The following is a 15,384-nucleotide window of genomic DNA, read 5'->3' on the forward strand; positions in this document are numbered from 1 at the left end:
TGCCGCGCCTGCGGCGTCAGGATGCGGGATCGACGAACAGGGCGGCAAGATCGCGCTGCAATGATGTCGGCAATCAGCCGATCTGCTTCTCGCCGTGCCGTTCCGACAGCGTAAAGATCTCGACGCCGGTGGCGGTGACGCCGACCGAGTGCTCGAACTGTGCCGAGAGCGAGCGGTCGCGGGTGACCGCGGTCCAGCCGTCGGACAGGATCTTCACGTGCGGCTTGCCGAGATTGATCATCGGCTCGATGGTGAAGAACATGCCGGGCTTCAGCTGCACGCCTTCGCCGGGCCGGCCGATATGGATGATGTTCGGCTCGTCGTGGAACATGCGCCCGAGGCCATGGCCGCAGAAATCGCGCACCACGCTCATGCCCTGCGGCTCGACGAAGCTCTGGATGGCGTGGCCGATGTCGCCGGTGGTGGCGCCGGGCTTCACCGCGGCGATGCCGCGCATCATCGCTTCATAGGTCACTTCGATCAGCCGCTCGGCCTTACGCGCGATCGGGCCGACCGAATACATCCGGCTGGAATCGCCGTACCAGCCATCGACGATGAAGGTGACGTCGATGTTGACGATGTCGCCTTCCTTCAGCGGCCGGTCGCCGGGCATGCCGTGGCAGACCACGTGGTTGAGCGAGGTGCAGGTCGAGTAGCGATAGCCGCGATACATCAGCGTCGCCGGATAGGCCCCATGGCTGAAGGCGAACTCGCGGACGAATTCGTCGATGCGATCGGTCGGCACGCCGGGGCCGACGATGTCGGTGAGCTCGTCGAGGCACTTCGCCACCAGGGCACCCGCCTTGCGCATGCCGGCAAAAGCGGCCGGGCCATGCAGCTTGATCTGTCCGGTCTTGCGCAGGGAGGTATCGGTGGCTTCGACGTAGCTCATGCTTGTCTGGTCTTCTAGGCTTGGGAGCGGGCGGAAACGCTTGATTTCAGGCCCCAATTTAATGATTGCGGCTCTTCGTGCAAGCTTAGCCTATCCGCTATGCGCCCGAAAGCAGGCTCAATTCGGGACTTCTACGGTGGTTTCGACAGGCAGCGCCCCGCCGCGGACGCGGATTTCGCGGACGGGGTAGGGAACCCGGATGCCCTCGCGCTTGAAGGCATCCCACAGCGCCAGCATCACGTCACTCTTGACGTTGTCCATGCCGTCGGGGTCCGCGAGCCAGAGGGTGAGCGAGAACTTCATGCCGGCCTCGGCGAACTCGGTCAGGATGCAGTTCGGCGGCTTGGCCTTCTGCGCCCGCGGATGGGCGGCCGCGGTCTCGATGGCGAGCTTGCAGACCAGCCTGGGATCGGCGTCGTAATTGGTGCCGAAAAGGATCTTCACCAGCGTGTTCTTGTCTGTATAGGTCCAGTTGACGACCTTCTGCGTCACCAGATCCTCGTTCGGCACCAGGAACTCGCGACCGTCGCCGGCGGCGACGGAAATATAGCGCGTCTTCATCGCGCTGATGCGTCCGGTGTTGTCGCCGATGGTGACGAGATCGCCGGGCTTCACCGATTTGTCGGCGAGCAGGATAATGCCGGAGATGAAGTTGGCGACGATCTTCTGCAGGCCGATACCGATGCCGACGCCGACCGCGCCGGAGAACACCGCAAGCGCGGAAAGGTCGATGCCGACAGTGCCGAGCGCGATCACGATTGCGATTGCCAGCAGTCCGATGCGGATGATCTTGACCAGCAGCACCTGAACCGACGGCGTCAGGTCGCTCGCCGAGTTGATCTTGCTCTCGGCGAAATTGCTGGCGATGTTGGTGAGCCAGAGCGCGAGGATCAGAAGCGCGCCGGCCTTGAGCACCAGGAGTGGCGTCAGCCGCAGCCCGCCGAGCACGATCGCATAGGAATCGAGCAGGTCGACCGTGGTATCGAGCTGGCCGAGAATGGACAGCGCCGCGACGAACCATGCCGCGACCGACACCAGCTTGACGAAGAATGCATTGCGCAGCACCGAGGTCAGGAGCCGGATCGCGAGCCAGGCGAGTCCCAGCTTGGCGGCGACCATCAGCAGATAGCTGCGGCTCGGCCAGGTTGCGTGATACATCACCACGCGAGAGATGATCACGAGCAGGGTGAACACCGCCGTCGAGCCGCTCGAGACCATCACGCGGGCGAAGTGGCGGAGCGGCAGCGGCCAGCGCATCGCCAGCGAGGTCATGTCGACCCGGTTGCGAATGACGGCTTCCGCGGCATAGGCGATCCCGGCCGCCGCCAGAATGAGGCCGAATTGCAGGTAGAACCAGGGCGAAGCGATTTCCGCCCCGACGCTGCGCGCGGTGGTCTGCACGAACTCCATGAAGTCTTTGAGGTCCATCGGGCAGGTCTCGTTGGAAAGGTCTCGTTGGAAAGGTCTCGTTGGAAAGGTCTCGTCGGGCGGCGGCGGGAGGATTTGATTCGAAAGCGCCGCAGAATCCCACAAAGCAGGCGGCCGGGCCATCGATACACCGCGAAGTGAAGCACGTTAAGGCCGCAAAATACGGGCAGATTGCCGCGAGTGGGAGAAAATGGGTTGGCGCGCCGGTGCTGCGACGATAAGGATGCAATTCCAGCGATTTGTACCCGGAAGGTGGATGGCCTCTCTCGACTCCTTCAGCATCGCCATTCTGCTCGGCGCCGTCCTGGTGATGGCCGGTATCCTGTCGAGCCTGCTCGCGCTGCGCTTCGGTGCGCCGCTGCTGCTGGTCTTCCTCGCGATCGGTATGCTGGCGGGTGATTCAGGCCCCGGCCAGCTCCAGTTCAGCGACGTCGGCACGACCTATCTGGTCGGCTCGGTGGCGCTGGCCCTGATCCTGTTCGACGGCGGCCTGAAGACCCGCTTTGCCAGCATCCGCACCGTGCTGGCGCCCTCCGTGGTGCTCGCGACCGTCGGCGTGCTCCTGACCGCGCTGATCACGGCACCGTTCGCGAAATTCGCGCTCGATCTGAACTGGACGGAGTCGCTGCTGGTCGGCGCGGTGGTGGCCTCGACCGACGCGGCCGCGGTGTTCCTGCTGGTGCACACCCAGGGCCTGCGCCTGCGCCCGCGCGTCGGCGCGACCCTGGAAGCCGAGTCCGGCACCAACGATCCGTTCGCGATCTTCCTCACCTTGATGCTGGTCGAATACATCTCGCTGGGCTCGAGCTCGCCCGGCCACGTGGTGATGGAGTTCCTGCAGGAGGCGGTGCTGGGTGCCGTCGTCGGCTTCTTGGGCGGACGTCTCGTCGTCATCGGGCTCAACAAGGTCGCATTGCCGCAGGGCCTGCACGCGCCATTCGTGACCACGGCCGCGCTCGTGATCTTCGGCGGCTCGCAGATCATGCACGCCTCCGGATTCCTGGCCGTGTATATCGCCGGCATCATCATCGGCAACCGGCCGACGCGCGCGCATAATTCGGTGGTGGCGTTTCTCGATGCCGCGACCTGGCTGGCGCAGATCGTGATGTTCGTGCTGCTGGGCCTCCTGGTGTCGCCGAGCCGGCTGGGCTCCAGCGTGCTGCCGGCGATCGGCGTCTCCTTCGTGCTGATGCTGGTGGCACGACCGATCGCGGTGTTCGTGTGCCTGGCGCCGTTCCGTTTCAACTGGCGCGAAAAGATCTTCATTGCCTGGACCGGCCTGCGCGGCGCGGTCGCGATCTTCCTGGCGTCGATCCCGATGCTGGTCGGCCTGTCAAAGGCTTATCTCTATTTCGACGTCGCCTTCGTCGTCGTGATCATCTCGCTGCTGCTGCAAGGCTGGACGCTGGCACCGGCCGCGCGCAAGCTGCACGTGGCGCTGCCGCGCGCCGAGCGCGGTCCGCGCCGCGTCGAGCTTGATCTGCCCGGCCAGCTCGAGCAGCAGCTGGTCGGCTATCCGGTGCGGCCAAAAAGTCTGTATTTCCGCCGCGGCCTGATCCCGTCCTGGTCCAAGCCGACGCTCGTGATCCGCAAAGAGAGCATTTTGACGCCGACGGAGGCCGATCCGATCGCGCCCGGCGACTACATCTATTTGCTGGCGCCCCCGGAAAAGGCCGAGGCGCTCGATCGCTTTTTCGTCGACATGCAGCCAAGCTCGACACCCGACCCGCATCTGCTTGGCGACTTCATGGTCTCAGGCGAGCACACGCTCGCCGAGCTTGCCGAGATCTACGGCGTGAAGGTCGGCGACGACGACGGCAAGCTCACGCTCGCCGATTATTTCGATGTCCATCTCGATCGCGCACCGAAGGAAGGTGCCGAGCTCGCGTTGGATTCCATCGTGCTCGTCGCACGCAGCATTTCCGGCGGCCGCGTCAACGTCGTCGGTCTCCGGCTGCCGGAAGAAGATGAAACGCCGGCGCCACTGACCCGTGGCCAGACGCTACGACGCAGGCTTGCGGAGCTGTGGACCTCGGTGGCTGGGGTATAGTGCCAGCCACGAACTCGTCATTGCGAGCGCAGCGAAGCAATCCAGACCGTCTCCGCGGAAAGATTCTGGATTGCTTCGCTGCGCTCGCAATGACGGGGATGGGGCACGGGTCTGCTACGTCAGCACCTTCACCCCGCCGAACGACGTCACTCGGCCCTGCCTGAGCATCACGATCTGCGTCGCGAGCTGGCGCAGTTCGGCGACGTCATGGCTGACATAGACCATGGGGACATTGGCCTCGTCGCGCAGCCGCACCAGATAAGGCAAAATCTCGAGTTTGCGGGCCTCGTCGAGCGCGCCAAGCGGCTCGTCGAGCAGCAGCAGGCGCGGCTTTGACAGCAGCGCGCGGCCGAGCGCAACGCGCTGGCGTTCGCCGCCGGAGAGTTTTCCGGGACGGCGGTCGAGAAGCGCGCCGATGTCGAGCAGCTCAACGACGCGCGTGCGCTGCGCCGGATCCACCGCGAGGCGGTTCATCCGCCGTCCATAGTCGAGATTTTGCGCGACGTTGAGATGCGGAAACAGCCGCGCATCCTGGAACACATAGCCGATGCGGCGGCGCCAGGTCGGCACATGAATGCCGGCGGCGGTGTCGTCGACGACATCGCCGTCGATGACGATGGTGCCGCGGTCGGGCCGGAGCAGGCCCGCGATCATGTTGATCAGCGAGCTCTTGCCGGCGCCGGACGCGCCGAACAGACCGGTGACGCGGCCTTCGCTTTCGAAGGACGCGGAGAGCGAGAATTCGCCGAGCTGTTTTTCGACATTGACGCGCAGCATGGTCAGTTCCCGTGCAATCGCTGCGTGGCGCGGCGGGCGAACCATTCGGCGGCGATCAACGCGCCGAGTGCGAGCACAATCGAGACGATCACGAGCCGTCCCGCAGCCGCATCGCCGTCCGGCGTCTGGATCAGCGAATAGATCGCGGACGAAATCGTCTGGGTCTCGCCGGGAATGTTGGAGACGAAGGTGATGGTGGCGCCGAATTCGCCGATCGCCTTGGCAAAGCCGAGCACCATGCCGGCGAGCACGCCGGGCAGCGCCAAGGGCAGCGTTACCGTGAAAAACACCTTGAAGGGAGCAGCACCCAGCGTCTCGGCGGCCTGCTCGAGCCGGCGATCGATTGCCTCGATCGAGAGCCGCATCGGGCGCACCAGCAGCGGAAACGACATCAAACCGCAGGCGAGCGCCGCCCCGGTCCAGCGGAACGCGAAGACGATGCCGAGATGATCGGCAAGGAAAGCGCCGACGAGACCGCGGCGGCCGAAGGTGAGGAGCAGGAGATAGCCGGTCACGACCGGCGGCAGCACCAGCGGCAAATGCACCATCGCGTCGAGGAATGATTTGCCCCAAAAATCCTTGCGGGCAAGCAGCCACGCCAGCGCAATGCCGAACGGCGTTGCCACCAGCGTCGCGATGACGGCGACCCTGAGCGAGAGCAGGATCGCCGTCCATTCGGCGGGAGAGATGTCGAGCATCAAGTTGAAAAATCAGGTCGCAAAGATCAAGTTGTCGGGCTGATCAGGAATTTGAAGCCGTATTTTTCCAGAATGGTCTTGGCCGTCGACGTGCGCAGGAAAGCGAGATAGTCGTTGGTCTCGGGTTTCGCCGTCGTGGTCGCCGCCACCGGATAGATGATCGCGGGATGCGAATCTGCCGGGAAGGTGCCGACGACCTTCACACCGGGCTCGACCTTGGCGTCGGTGGAGTAGACGATGCCGAGATTGGCTTCACCACGGGCCACCAGCGTCAGCGCGGCGCGCACGCTCTCGGCCATGGCGAATTTCGGCTCGGCTGCCTGCCAGGCCCCTAACTTCTCCAGCGCGGCCTTGGCGTATTTTCCGACCGGCACCGACTTGACGTCGCCGGTCGCGATCTTGCCGTCGCCGGCAAGTTTTGCGAGGTCGAAGCCATGCGCGATGGTGACGTTGTCGATTTTGGAATCCTTCGGCGCGATCAGCACGATGCTGTTGCCGAGCAGGTTGACTCTGGAAGGCTCGTTGATGGTCTTCTTCGAGGCCGCGTAGTCCATCCAGTCGGTGTCGGCCGAGACGAACACGTCGGCCGGCGCGCCCTGCTCGATCTGTTTTGCCAGAACCGAGCTTGCCGCGTAGCTCGCGGTGATCTTCACACCGGTCTTGACGGTGTAGGCGGCATCGACCTCGTCGAGCGCGTTTTTCATCGACGCCGCGGCGAACACAGTGATGGTCTTGTCCTCGGCGGCAGCAGGCGAGAGGCTCGTGCCCGTGAGCATGACGAAGGCGGTGAAAAGTCCGGCAATACGATACATGGATGGCGCTCCGTGCGAGCCCGCGCGCGCAAAGGCACGCGCAAATCTGGCGTTGGCTGGGTTCAAGTCGCGACCGGCGGAAGCACTGTTCCGCGTGTTCCTGCAACGGCTTACGGCCGGCGGGGATATCGCTGGCCTCGAAGATAGCAGGCCGCGGCCTCAGGTCAAAGGCGACCGTTTGTCTGAGGCGATGGCCTACTGTGCCGGAAGGATCGAAATCGACAGCGAATTGTCCTTGGCGCCACTGATTTGGAGCACGAACGGCTTGTCCGAGAGCTTGTATTTCATGGTCTTGCGGATGCCGTTGCAATCGGTGGCGCCGCTGAAGGCGACCGGCTTGAGGAAATGCCCGTCCTGGACCAGATCGACCCAGGCGCCCGAGGACAGGCTGATCGTGTAGAGCCCGGCCTTCGCGGCCTTGATGCTGGTGAAGCCGGCAAAGGTGCCGTCCTTCGGCGCCCGCTCCGGCGGCGTCGGCAGCTTTGCCTCCTGAGGCGCGACCAGCCCGAGCGTGATCGCCGATGATGGGACCGCGGCCTGTTCGCTGCCCGACGCCAGCTTGGCACGATCCGGCGCAGTCAGCGCGGCGCGGTCACGCTCGATCGGCCATTTGAACTTGTCGCAGCCGCTGGGTTCCTCCGCAGCGAGAGCGGAGGTCGCGCCGAGCGAGAGCACGGCAAGGAGAGCGAGGACGCGCATGTGGAATCTCATCATTGGCCACGCGGGGGCCGCGGGCTTGCAGTCAGGCTTCCTTGGCAGATGGGATGCGCATCCCGGAATGCCGCGGGCTCACGGCCGAGCGACAAGGCAATCCTAGCGCATTCACATGGTGCGAACCACTCTCTTGTCGCCGGCCCGTAGCCCGGATGGAGCGAAGCGTAATCCGGGTCTTTCGCGCAAAGTGGTCAGCGTTCCCGGATTGCGCTTCGCTCCATCCGGGCTACGATCCTGGCGGAAGCTGCGGTACTGCGGCCCACGCGCCCTACCGCTTCGCATCCGCCGCATGCAGCACCACCTTGCACGCCGCCGGCATCTGCGCCAGCGTCATCGGCGGTTTCGGCTTCGGCGGCTCCGGCGGCGGTTTGGGGTGCAGCACGCCCTCGCTGAACCAATAGGCGAAATCGGAGGGCTTGCAGCCTTCGTCCTCGGATTGCGACGGCTGGCCCTTGCATTCGCCGGCGCCCGCGGGGCAGCGCATGCGGATGTGGAAGTGATAGTCGTGGCCCCACCACGGTCGTATCTTCGACAGCCAGGCGCGGTCGCCCTTGGCCTCGCGGCACAGCGCCTTCTTGATCGCGGGATTGACGAAGATGCGCTGCACCGCCGGCTCCTGCGCCGCGTCGCGCAGCACCAGCACGTGGGCGGGCGTGAACACTTTCGGATCGATGTCGAGCCGGTCCGGACGCACCATCATCACCGCGGACATCTCCTCGCGCTCCTCTCGCGAAAGGCGATGATCCGGCATCGGCGTTAGCCAGATGTCGGCGTCTAACCCGATCTGATGGCTGGCATGGCCGGATAGCGCCGGCCCGCCGCGCGGCTGGCCGATGTCGCCGACCAAAATGCCCGGCCAGCCCGCGTCCTTGTGCGCCTTGGCCGCGAGCCGCTTGATCAGCGCGATCATGTCGGGATGACCGTAATTGCGGTTACGCGACAGCCGCATCACCTGCCAATTGTCGCCGTTGAGCGGCATCTGCGTGGCGCCGCCGATGCAGCCCTTCACATAGGAGCCGATGACATGCGCCGGCCCCGTCGAGGGCAGCAGTTTTCGCGCGAACAGCTCTTTGGCGCCGAGATGCGGATCGTTCGGATTGGCGAGCTGCGGCAACGGCTTTGGGTTCAAGCTGCCCTTGTCCTGGGCCAGCGCGCCGCCGGCGGCCAGGAGCGTCATGACAAGCAGGAGGGGGGCGATGCGGCAGGGACTCATGCTGGCATCCTTATAGCCCATCGTCGCCTCAGGGTTAAGAACCAGGCTTTCAGCCAAGCGCGATCTCACGGTGTCTTTACGTTGCTGCTCGGCAGCGACAGCGCGAGTAACAGCAAGGTCATCCGAAGTGGCGGTTTCTTTGCGTCGATCAGCTCGTTTTTAACGGCACGATAACCCTATGTTGCATTGACCAAAATTCGTGCGCGGAGTGAGCAATCACGGCCGCTCGCATGCAATCGCGCGCGATTGTGGAAATGATTCAAGCGAGCGCGCAATTTTGCGCCAGTGAGCTCATCGATCGCGACGAGGGAGCAGGTTCAACGCGTCCGATTGCGTTTCTCGCGCCTCGCAAACAGGCAAAACGCTCCGGCTCCGGGCTGCCGCATTGCGCGTCCTCGCGGCACGAGACCACCCAGGATTACTTTTCTTTCAGATCCTTGTCGCAAAACTTGCGTCGCTGGGCGCGGCTAGGACGTGTGAAGTTGAGTTTGGGGTCCAAAAAAACAGAAAAGCGAAAGCGCAAGCCGGCTGCCCGGGGCGGCCGACAGCCGCGCAAGCCGCGATTCGCGCGCGCGGCTCATCCGCCCGTTGAACGCGACCAGCTCATGCAGAGCCGCGCGGAAGCCGAAGCCGCCATCATCGAAGCCCGCAAATCGCATGAGCGGCTGCGCCAGGCCGTCGACCTGCTGCCGCAGGGCATCGTGATCCTCGATCGTGATGGTCGCTACATCCTCTGGAACAAGCAATATTCCGAGATCTACAGCAAGACCGCTGATCTCTTCCAGGAAGGCGCGCGCCTCGAAGACACGCTGCGCATCGGCGTTGCCCGCGGCGACTATCCGGAAGCCATAGGCCACGAGGACGAATGGATCGCCGAGCGGCTGAAGAAGCTCCACGAGCCCGGCAAGCGCCACGAGCAGACGCTGTCCGACGGCCGTGTCATCCTGATCGAGGAGCGCCGCACCGATGACGGCGGCGTCGTCGGACTGCGCGTCGACATCACCGAATTGAAGCAACGCGAGGCCTCGTTCCGCCTGCTGTTCGACGGCAATCCCGTCCCCATGATCGTCTGTGCGCTGGACGACGAGCGCATTCTCGGCGTCAACGACGCCGCGGTCGCGCATTACGGCTATGGGCGCGCCGAGTTCGAGAAGCTGAAGATCCGCTCCTTGCAGGCTTTTGACAGCGAGCCGCCCTGGACCACCGATCGGTCCGGCGACGAGCAGGCCGCGCGCACCTGGAAGCATGTCAAGGCCGACGGCGCGCTGATCGATCTCGCGATCTATTCCCGTGAACTGACCTATGACGAGCGGCCGGCCGTGCTGCTGGCGCTGATGGACATTACCGAACGCAAGCGCGCCGAAGCGCGGCTTGCTTTCATGGCCCAGCATGACGGGCTGACCGGCCTGCCGAACCGCAATCTGCTGCGCCAGACCATGGACGAGATGCTGCAGCATTCGCGGCGCAGCCCCGAGAAGGTCGCAGTCCTGATGCTCGGGCTCGACAATTTCAAGGCGGTCAACGAAACGCTGGGTCACGCGGTCGGTGACAAGCTGTTGCGCGGCGTCGCCAAGCGGCTGCGCTCGACGTTGCGCGAGGAAGACGCGCTGGCGCGGCTCAACTCGGACGAGTTCGCGATCGTGCAGAGCGGATTGGCCCGGCCGGAAGACGCGGTGGGGTTGGCAAAACGCCTGCTCGAGGCCATCGCCGATCCCTATCTGCTCGACGGCCATTCCGTGCTGATCGGCGCCTCCATCGGCATCGCGATGGCGCCGGGTGACGGCGACGATTCCGAAAAGCTGCTCAAGAGCGCCGACATGGCGCTGTCGCGCGCCAAGTCCGACGCACGTGGCACCTTCGCCTTCTTCGAGGCCGCGCTCGATGCGAAAGCCCAGAGCCGCCGCAAGATCGAGGTCGAGCTGCGCGATGCGATCCAGAACGACGTGCTTCGCCCCTATTACCAGCCGCTGGTCGACCTCCAGAGCGGCCGCATCACCGGTTTCGAGGCGCTGGTGCGCTGGCCGCACGCCGAGCGCGGCATGGTCTCGCCCGCCGAGTTCATTCCGGTCGCGGAAGAGACGGGCCTGATCAATCCATTGGGCGGCCTGATGCTGCGACGCGCCTGCCTCGATGCGGCGACCTGGCCGGACGACGTTCGCGTCGCCGTCAATTTGTCGCCGCTCCAGTTCCGCAGTGGCAATCTACTCTCGATGGTGACGGACGCGCTGAAGCATTCCGGCCTGTCGCCGCGGCGGCTCGAGCTCGAGATCACCGAGACGCTGCTGCTGGAGAAGAGCGTGCAGGTGCTGGCGACGCTGCATGCGCTGCGCGCGCTCGGCGTGCGCATCTCGATGGACGATTTCGGTACCGGCTATTCCAGCCTCAGCTATCTCAGAAGCTTCCCGTTCGACAAGATCAAGATCGACCAGTCCTTCGTGCGCGATCTCGGCGCCAATCGCGAGGCGCAGGCGATCATCCGCTCGATCATCAGCCTCGGCAAAGGCCTCGGCGTCATCATCACCGCCGAGGGCGTCGAGACCGAGGCCGAACTGAGCTGTCTCCGTACCGAGGGCTGCGACGAAGGCCAGGGCTTTCTGTTCAGCAAGGCCCGGCCCAATGCCGAGATCATCAGCCTCTTGGTCGCGCAGCGCGGCATTGATGCCCCGGATGAGGACGCCGCGCTGGTGGCGTGATCGGCGTTGGAGCGCGCTGCCCTCTTACCTCGCCCCGCTTGCGGGGAGAGGTCGGATCGCCTCGGCGATGCGAAGCATCGTCCGGTGCGATCCGGGTGAGGGGGTACAGGTCTATCGACGATCTCACGTGTGGAGAGAGGTCCCTCACCCCAACCCTCTCAGCGCGAGCGAAGCTCGTCGCGGCCCCGTAAGAACGGGGCGAGGGAGCGTACCTTCATTGCGGTCGCAATCTCGGGAGATCATCAGCCTCTTGAAGGCGCAACGCAGCGCAGATACAACCTTCGGCGAGATCGCTGGGCTGGTGGCATGATCCGACCTCCGCCATTGTCGGGCGTCTGACGATTGAGCCGGAGACCAGCGCCCATGAGCCTCACTGCGCCGATCGCGCCTGACATGCCGCGCTATGCACGGTTCTCACGGCGGCTGCGCGCCATGTTTCTCGACTGGACCCTGGCGATGGCGTTGATGTTTGGCGCCTTGATGGTGGCGAGCAACGTCGAGAGCGATGTCCTGGCTCGGGCCCTGGGCGCTGTGGTCGTTCTGATCCTGCTGCTGTACGAACCGGTGATGGTCTGGTGTGGCGGCGCCACGCTCGGTCACGCCTGGACCAATTTGCGCGTCGTCGCCGATGATGGCGGCAATCTGAGCCTTGCCAGGGCTCTCGGACGCTTTGCGCTGAAGAGTCTATTGGGCTGGTACTCGTTCCTGACCATGGTGGCCACCCGCCGCAATCAGGCGGTTCATGATCTCCTGACCCACTCGACCGTGCAGATTCGCGATCCGGCCAAGGCCAATCCGGGGCAATTCATCACGGAGCGGAGCGAGGACGATCCGGCGATGCCCTCGCGGTTGCGGCGCACGCTCGTGACGGTGGTCTATCTCGCGTTCGGTGTCTTGCTCTATTTCGGCGTGCTCGCCGCCCTCCTCCAGGGCGGTATCTTGTCCCGCGCCTGCGTCAATCACGGCATTTGCTCGGGAGGCGACCGTATCGTCGACCTCGCTGCCGCCGCGGCGTGGCTCGTGATGATCGCCGTCGTCATCGGCATGGGCTGGCGAGGCCGCCTGTTCGGCGCACGCAAGGCGTAGACGAATTCAGCGGCCGGCGTCGACTCCGCTCGCAAGGATCATCTTCCCCACATCCTCATAATGCGTGTCGCGCGCCTGGATCTGCTGGGTGATGGCGTGCATGTCGCGAAAACGTCGTTCGAACGGATTGCTGCGGAACACCGCTGTGGCACCGGCCATGTGATAGGCGGTGTCGACCACCTTGGCCGATTGCTGGATGGTCCAGGTCGCGGCGAGGCGGACGGCGCTGCGATATGCCGGGCTGAATGTGCCGGTCGCCGAGAGGTCGCGCCACATCGCATTCGCCGTAGCATAGAGATAGGCGCGCGCGGCGCGCAAATCCGCCTCGGTGCGGCCGATCAGACCCTGAACCGCCTGGTTGTCGCGCATCGCACTGGCCGCCAACGACTGATGCTTTGCGCACGCCAGCGTGATCGCCGCATCCAGCGTCGCGCGCGCGACGCCGAGCGAGACCGCGGCGAAGCCGAGGCTGAAGGTCGAACCGGTCGGGAGCCGGTAGAGCGGGCCCGGTTCGCGCAAAGCGCTCGGCACGTCGCGGAACACGGCAAAGCGATCGGGAATGAAGAGGTCGTGCACCTCGTAGGAATCGGTGCCGGTGCCGGCGAGCCCGATCGCCTGCCAGACGTCGTGCATCTCGGCGCTCGCGAGCGGGAACAGGATGGTGCGCATCTCCGGCGCGCCGTCGGCATTTTTGCGCGGCGTGCCGTCGGCATTGACGATGCGGACATGCGCGCCCAACCAACTCGCCTGCCGCGAGCCCGAGGCAAAATCCCAGCGTGCGGTGACGCGGTAGCCGCCCTCGACCGCGCGCGCCTCATGCGCGACCGCGCCCCAGGCGAGGATGCCGGGGGCGCTGTTGAAGATCTCGTGCGCGCTGTCGTAGTCGAGGCTGGCTGCGATCATCGCGCAGACGCTGCATTGGCCGAGGCACCAGGCCGTGGACGCATCGGCCTTCGCGATCTCCTCCAGCATCTGCATGAAGATGTCTGGCGGCGCTTCCGATCCGCCGAGACTCTGCGGCAGCAGCGCGCGGTAGAGCCCGTTCTCGATCAGCGCGTTGACGACATCAGGCGTCAACCGCCGCGTCCGTTCGATCTCGTTGGCCTTATCAGCAATCAGCGGCGCGATGGCCCGCGCCCGCTCGACGAGATCAATTCCGACAGTTGCGTCCATGTCCGCGTTTCCTCGCTCATTCTGGCGTGAGCGGTGAAATGCGATGGTGGTCTATTTGGTCGCGGCGATCAAGGTGATGGGTCGGCCAGGCATTGTTCCGCTCGCGTCAGACTCGGCGATTACCTTGTCGCGCAATCGGTATAAGTGCTACATGATGTAGCAGTTGTCCGCCCAAGAGGCACGTCATGAAGAAGCCAACCCGCCGCGCCGCGGCGACGCCCGCGCTCGAGGACGCGTCGATGAGCGACATCATCGATGCCCTGGCCGGCGGGCAGCTCACCGCGACGGCGCTGACCAAAGCCTATCTCGCGCGGATCGCGGCCTATGACCGCGCCGGGCCGATGTTGAACTCCGTCCGCGCGCTCAATCCCGATGCGCTCGCGATCGCAGGCAGGTTCGACGGCAGCAGGCCGTCGGCCAAGCGGCCGCTGGCCGGCGTGCCGATCCTGGTGAAGGACAACATCGCGACCTCCGACAAGCAGCCGACCACGGCAGGCTCGCTGGCGCTGGAGGGTGCGCGCGCCAGGCGTGACGCCACGGTCGTCAAGCTGTTGCGCAAGGCAGGCGCGGTGATCCTCGGCAAGGCGAACCTGACCGAATTCGCCAACATCCTCGCGATCGAGATGCCCGGAGGCTATTCGTCGTTGGGCGGCCAGGTGAAAAACCCTTATGCGCCGGCGCTGATGGGCGATCACGACATCCCGCTGGTGTCTCCGGGCGGATCGAGTTCGGGATCGGCGGTCGCCGTGGCGGCTGGCCTGTGCGCGGCTTCGATCGGCACCGAGACCTCGGGTTCATTGTTGTACCCCGCAAGCATGAACGGCCTCGTTACGGTGAAGCCGACTGTCGGCTTGATCAGCCGCGCCGGTATCGTGCCGATCGCGCACAGCCAGGACACCGCAGGCCCGATGACACGCACCGTGCGCGACGCGGCGATGCTTTTGAATGTGCTGGCCGCCCATGACCAGCGCGATCCCGCGACAGAGCGGCAACGGCGGCCGGCCGATTACACGGCGGGCTTGTCGCGCGATGCGATGAAGGGCGCGCGCATCGGCGTGCCGAACGACCCGACCGATCCGCCAAACGATCGCTATTACGGCAAGCTGCAACCCGACTGGGTCAAGGTGATGACCGAAGCGATCAAGGTGATGGAGGATCTCGGCGCCGTCATCGTGCGCGCCAACATGCCGACGCGTGGATGGATCGGAGGGCCGGGCACCGGCATGGCCGTGCTCAACCGCAATCCGCTGAGCAGCAACAAGGGCAATCCGACGGGGGCGCCGATCGTCTTCCTCTACGAACTGAAGTACGGGCTCAATCTCTACCTCAGGGATTGGGCGACCAATACCGACATCAAGACCATGGCCGACGTCATCGCCTTCAACGCGGCGCACGCGCAGAAAGCACTGCGCTTTGGCCAGGACCTGTTCCTCGCCGCCGACCTCACCAAAGGCGATTTGAGCGAGCGCGAGTACAAATCGGCGCGCGCGATGGACCTGCTCGCCGCCAGGACGCGCGGCATGGACGCCTACATCAACCAGCACAAGCTCGATGCGGTGCTGTTTCCCGGCAGCAGCGGCTGCGTGATTGCGGCGAAGGCGGGCTATCCCAGCGTCATGGTGCCCGCGGGCTTCGTCTCGGGGGCCGGCGACAAGGACACGCCGGACTATCCGCTCGGCGTCAGCTTTGCGGGTAGTGCCTGGAGCGAGCACAAGCTGTTGCGTCTGGCCTATGCCTATGAGCAAGCCTCGCACATGCGCAAAGCCCCGCCCGGGCTGTCGGCGCTGTGAACCTCGGCGGCGCGCGCGACCTTCCCAAATGGGCGTCCGGCGAGCCGGTGCGCGCCGA

12 protein-coding genes are annotated in these 15,384 nt (G+C 65.0%); 4 read left to right on the forward strand and 8 right to left on the reverse strand.

Features of this window, described 5'->3' with window-relative positions; all coding sequences use genetic code 11:
* Positions 1–73: 73 nt before the first annotated feature.
* Both map and ABIA96_RS23750 read right to left on the reverse strand, forming a co-directional pair.
* A complete protein-coding gene (gene map, locus ABIA96_RS23745) occupies positions 74–892 on the reverse strand; it encodes a type I methionyl aminopeptidase (RefSeq protein WP_354139470.1) in 819 nt (272 codons plus the stop codon).
* Positions 893–1,009: 117 nt separating this feature from the next.
* Positions 1,010–2,320, reverse strand: coding sequence for a mechanosensitive ion channel family protein (locus tag ABIA96_RS23750; protein ID WP_354139471.1), 1,311 nt, complete (start codon positions 2,318–2,320; stop codon positions 1,010–1,012).
* A gap of 256 nt (positions 2,321–2,576) precedes the next feature.
* On the opposite strand from ABIA96_RS23750, the gene ABIA96_RS23755 reads away from it, so the two are divergent.
* Positions 2,577–4,370, forward strand: coding sequence for a potassium/proton antiporter (locus tag ABIA96_RS23755; protein ID WP_354139472.1), 1,794 nt, complete (start codon positions 2,577–2,579; stop codon positions 4,368–4,370).
* Between the two features lie 114 nt (positions 4,371–4,484).
* On the opposite strand, the gene modC is transcribed toward ABIA96_RS23755, so the two are convergent.
* The 5 genes from modC to mepA form a co-directional block, all read right to left on the reverse strand.
* Entirely contained in the window at positions 4,485–5,147 is a 663-nt protein-coding gene (gene modC / locus ABIA96_RS23760) for a molybdenum ABC transporter ATP-binding protein (RefSeq protein WP_354139473.1), read from the reverse strand.
* Between the two features lie 2 nt (positions 5,148–5,149).
* Positions 5,150–5,845 carry a molybdate ABC transporter permease subunit gene (gene modB / locus ABIA96_RS23765; RefSeq protein WP_354139474.1) on the reverse strand — a complete coding sequence of 232 codons (696 nt, stop codon included), beginning with the start codon at positions 5,843–5,845 and terminating at the stop codon, positions 5,150–5,152.
* 26 nt (positions 5,846–5,871) lie between these two features.
* Positions 5,872–6,657, reverse strand: coding sequence for a molybdate ABC transporter substrate-binding protein (gene modA, locus ABIA96_RS23770; protein ID WP_354139475.1), 786 nt, complete (start codon positions 6,655–6,657; stop codon positions 5,872–5,874).
* Positions 6,658–6,852: 195 nt separating this feature from the next.
* Positions 6,853–7,356, reverse strand: coding sequence for a hypothetical protein (locus ABIA96_RS23775; protein WP_354139476.1), 504 nt, complete (start codon positions 7,354–7,356; stop codon positions 6,853–6,855).
* A 283-nt stretch (positions 7,357–7,639) separates the two neighbouring features.
* Positions 7,640–8,584, reverse strand: a complete 945-nt coding sequence (mepA, locus tag ABIA96_RS23780; protein WP_354139571.1) for a penicillin-insensitive murein endopeptidase — start codon at positions 8,582–8,584, stop codon at positions 7,640–7,642.
* Positions 8,585–9,189: 605 nt separating this feature from the next.
* Here mepA and ABIA96_RS23785 point away from each other — a divergent pair.
* Both ABIA96_RS23785 and ABIA96_RS23790 read left to right on the forward strand, forming a co-directional pair.
* Complete coding sequence (locus ABIA96_RS23785; RefSeq protein WP_354139477.1) at positions 9,190–11,277, forward strand: putative bifunctional diguanylate cyclase/phosphodiesterase; 2,088 nt, start codon at positions 9,190–9,192, stop codon at positions 11,275–11,277.
* Positions 11,278–11,640: 363 nt separating this feature from the next.
* A complete protein-coding gene (locus ABIA96_RS23790; RefSeq protein ID WP_354139478.1) occupies positions 11,641–12,363 on the forward strand; it encodes an RDD family protein in 723 nt (240 codons plus the stop codon).
* 6 nt (positions 12,364–12,369) lie between these two features.
* Here the strand turns inward: ABIA96_RS23790 and ABIA96_RS23795 are convergent, their stop codons facing one another.
* Positions 12,370–13,536 carry an acyl-CoA dehydrogenase family protein gene (locus tag ABIA96_RS23795; protein ID WP_354139479.1) on the reverse strand — a complete coding sequence of 389 codons (1,167 nt, stop codon included), beginning with the start codon at positions 13,534–13,536 and terminating at the stop codon, positions 12,370–12,372.
* Positions 13,537–13,721: 185 nt separating this feature from the next.
* On the opposite strand from ABIA96_RS23795, the gene ABIA96_RS23800 reads away from it, so the two are divergent.
* A complete protein-coding gene (locus ABIA96_RS23800) occupies positions 13,722–15,326 on the forward strand; it encodes an amidase family protein (protein WP_354139480.1) in 1,605 nt (534 codons plus the stop codon).
* The last annotated feature ends 58 nt before the right edge of the window (positions 15,327–15,384 follow it).

Source organism: Bradyrhizobium sp. LB11.1, assembly GCF_040549385.1.
GTDB lineage: Bacteria > Pseudomonadota > Alphaproteobacteria > Rhizobiales > Xanthobacteraceae > Bradyrhizobium.

Bases quoted from the DNA above. Each gene is read 5' to 3' on its own strand.
- ABIA96_RS23775 (WP_354139476.1), bottom strand. From the start codon at position 7,356: ATGCGCGTCCTCGCTCTCCTTGCCGTGCTCTCGCTCGGCGCGACCTCC.
- map (WP_354139470.1), bottom strand. From the start codon at position 892: ATGAGCTACGTCGAAGCCACCGATACCTCCCTGCGCAAGACCGGACAG.
- ABIA96_RS23795 (WP_354139479.1), bottom strand. From the start codon at position 13,536: ATGGACGCAACTGTCGGAATTGATCTCGTCGAGCGGGCGCGGGCCATC.
- ABIA96_RS23800 (WP_354139480.1), top strand. From the start codon at position 13,722: ATGAAGAAGCCAACCCGCCGCGCCGCGGCGACGCCCGCGCTCGAGGAC.
- modA (WP_354139475.1), bottom strand. From the start codon at position 6,657: ATGTATCGTATTGCCGGACTTTTCACCGCCTTCGTCATGCTCACGGGC.
- ABIA96_RS23785 (WP_354139477.1), top strand. From the start codon at position 9,190: ATGCAGAGCCGCGCGGAAGCCGAAGCCGCCATCATCGAAGCCCGCAAA.
- modC (WP_354139473.1), bottom strand. From the start codon at position 5,147: ATGCTGCGCGTCAATGTCGAAAAACAGCTCGGCGAATTCTCGCTCTCC.
- modB (WP_354139474.1), bottom strand. From the start codon at position 5,845: ATGCTCGACATCTCTCCCGCCGAATGGACGGCGATCCTGCTCTCGCTC.
- mepA (WP_354139571.1), bottom strand. From the start codon at position 8,584: ATGAGTCCCTGCCGCATCGCCCCCCTCCTGCTTGTCATGACGCTCCTG.
- ABIA96_RS23750 (WP_354139471.1), bottom strand. From the start codon at position 2,320: ATGGACCTCAAAGACTTCATGGAGTTCGTGCAGACCACCGCGCGCAGC.
- ABIA96_RS23755 (WP_354139472.1), top strand. From the start codon at position 2,577: ATGGCCTCTCTCGACTCCTTCAGCATCGCCATTCTGCTCGGCGCCGTC.
- ABIA96_RS23790 (WP_354139478.1), top strand. From the start codon at position 11,641: ATGAGCCTCACTGCGCCGATCGCGCCTGACATGCCGCGCTATGCACGG.